General features: G+C 72.6%; 2 protein-coding genes. Both read left to right on the top strand.

What is annotated here, in order from left to right; all coding sequences use genetic code 11:
- A partial coding sequence (locus HUX53_RS23520) for a SpoIIE family protein phosphatase (RefSeq protein WP_176405397.1) occupies positions 1–375 on the top strand: 375 nt, incomplete at its 5' end.
- Positions 376–378: 3 nt separating this feature from the next.
- The gene (locus HUX53_RS23515; protein WP_176405396.1) at positions 379–1,833 is read left to right on the top strand and encodes an ATP-binding protein; all 1,455 of its coding nucleotides are present in this window, start codon (positions 379–381) and stop codon (positions 1,831–1,833) included.
- Positions 1,834–1,945 lie beyond the last annotated feature (112 nt).

Here is a 1,945-nt window from a genome sequence, read left to right as displayed (position 1 = left end):
GACCCGCCCGGCGGCCGGATCGACGGCGCCGTCGCGGTCGCCGCCGTCGATCCGGCCGCCGGGCGGGTCCGGTTCGCCGGGATCGGGAACGTCGCCGGCTGGATCGTCGAGCCGGAGCGCCGGCACGGCATGATCTCCGTACCCGGGATCGCCGGGACGGGCGCCGCCCGGATCCAGGAGCACGCCTACGCGCTGCCGCCGGGCGCGGCGGTGGTCCTGCACTCCGACGGCCTGACCGGCCGCTGGCGCCTGTCCGACCGGCCGGGGCTGCTCGGCCGCGACCCGCTGCTGGTCGCGGCGACGCTGCTGCGCGACGCCGGGATCCACCACGACGACCGGTCCGTGCTGGCCGTCACGACGTCCGGCCGGGGGTGAGGCATGGCCGAGGACCTGCTCCGCATCGAGATCGCGGACGAGGCGGGGGTGTTCGCCGTCCGGCAGGCGGGCCGGCAGGTCGCCGCCGCCGTCGGCCTCGACCACCAGGACCAGGTCCGGGTCGCCACCGCGCTCAGCGAGGTCGGCCGGGAGCTGTACGCGTGCGCCGAGCGGGTGTCGGTCGTGTTCCGGCTCGACCGCGGCCGTCCGGGCCTGGTCATCGAGCTGGACCTCGAACCGCGCGAGGGCGCGGAGCGGCGGACCGAGTGCCAGGCCGCCGCCGCGCGGCTGGTGAACCTCGTCGAGGAGAAGACGGAGAAGGGCGCCCGCGTCCGGCTCCGCAAGGACCTGCCGGCGGACGCCGAACCGGCGGCCGGCCCCGCGCTGGACGACCTGCGCGCGCGGCTCGGGCGGCTGCGCCCCGCCCCCGCCCTGGAGGAGCTGCGGACGCAGAACACCGAGCTGATGGCGACGCTGGAGGATCTGCAGCGGCAGCGGGAGGAGCTGCGGACCCTGAACGCCGAGCTGGAGGAGACCAACCACGGCGTCATGGCCCTCTACGGCGAGATCTCCGGCGAACTGGAGGAGACGAACCGGGGCGTCGTGGCGCTGTACGCCGAGCTGGAGGAGAAGTCCGACCAGCTGCGCGAGGCGGGCGAGGCGAAGAACCGGTTCTGGGCCGCCGTCAGCCACGAGCTGCGCACGCCGGTGAACGCGGTCATCGGGCTCACCAAACTGCTGCTCGACCCGGCGGCCGACCCGCTGACCGGGGAGCAGCGGCAGCAGATCTCGCTGATCCGCGACACCGGCGGCACGCTGCTGTCGCTGGTGAACGAGCTGCTGGACATGGCGCGTGCCGAGCAGGGCAGGCTGGAGCCGCACCCGGCCCCGGTGGACGTCCCGCTGCTGCTCGCGGAGCTGTCGGAGCCGCTGGAACCGATGGCCGAACAGGCCGGGCTCACGCTCACCGTGGACGCCGCCGGTGGGCCGGACGTGCTCGTCACCGATGCGGAGATGCTCTCCCGGATCCTGCGGAACCTGGTGGGCAACGGGCTGAAGTTCACCGCGGAGGGCGAGGTCCGGCTGTTCGTCCGGACGGCCGCCGAGGACGTGGAGTTCGTCGTGGCCGACACGGGCGCGGGCATCCCGCCCGCCGATCGGGAGCGGGTCTTCGAGGAGTTCTACCGGGTGCCGGGCAGCGGGACCGGCGGCACCGGCCTCGGTCTGCCCTACGCCCGCCGGCTCGCCCGTGCGCTCGGCGGCGACCTGCTCCTGGACAGCGTCGAGGGCGAGGGCACGACGGTGGTCCTGCGGCTGCCGGCGCGGCACGGCCCGGCCGGAGCCGGGCTCGGCCACGTGCTGATCGCCGCCGACTACGCACCGGCCCGCCGCGTCCTGCACGGCCTGGTGGCTGTCCATTATAAACATCTGACGTTGCCGACGAAGCGGATAGTGTAGATCCCTGGTGTCGCCGAACCATTAAAAAAAAAATAAAAATAAAACTACTTACTCTCAAACACTACAACTACCGCACACAACAATCACACCGTGATTAACAAAAACCCACAAA

The sequence above is a fragment of the Actinomadura sp. BRA 177 genome (assembly GCF_013372625.1).
Lineage (GTDB): Bacteria > Actinomycetota > Actinomycetes > Streptosporangiales > Streptosporangiaceae > Spirillospora.
Note: the sequence above shows the minus strand (reverse complement) of the source record. Positions and strands in the feature narration are given on the sequence as shown.

Coding starts and splice junctions, on each gene's coding strand:
- HUX53_RS23515 (WP_176405396.1), top strand. CDS start 379: ATGGCCGAGGACCTGCTCCGCATCGAGATCGCGGACGAGGCGGGGGTG.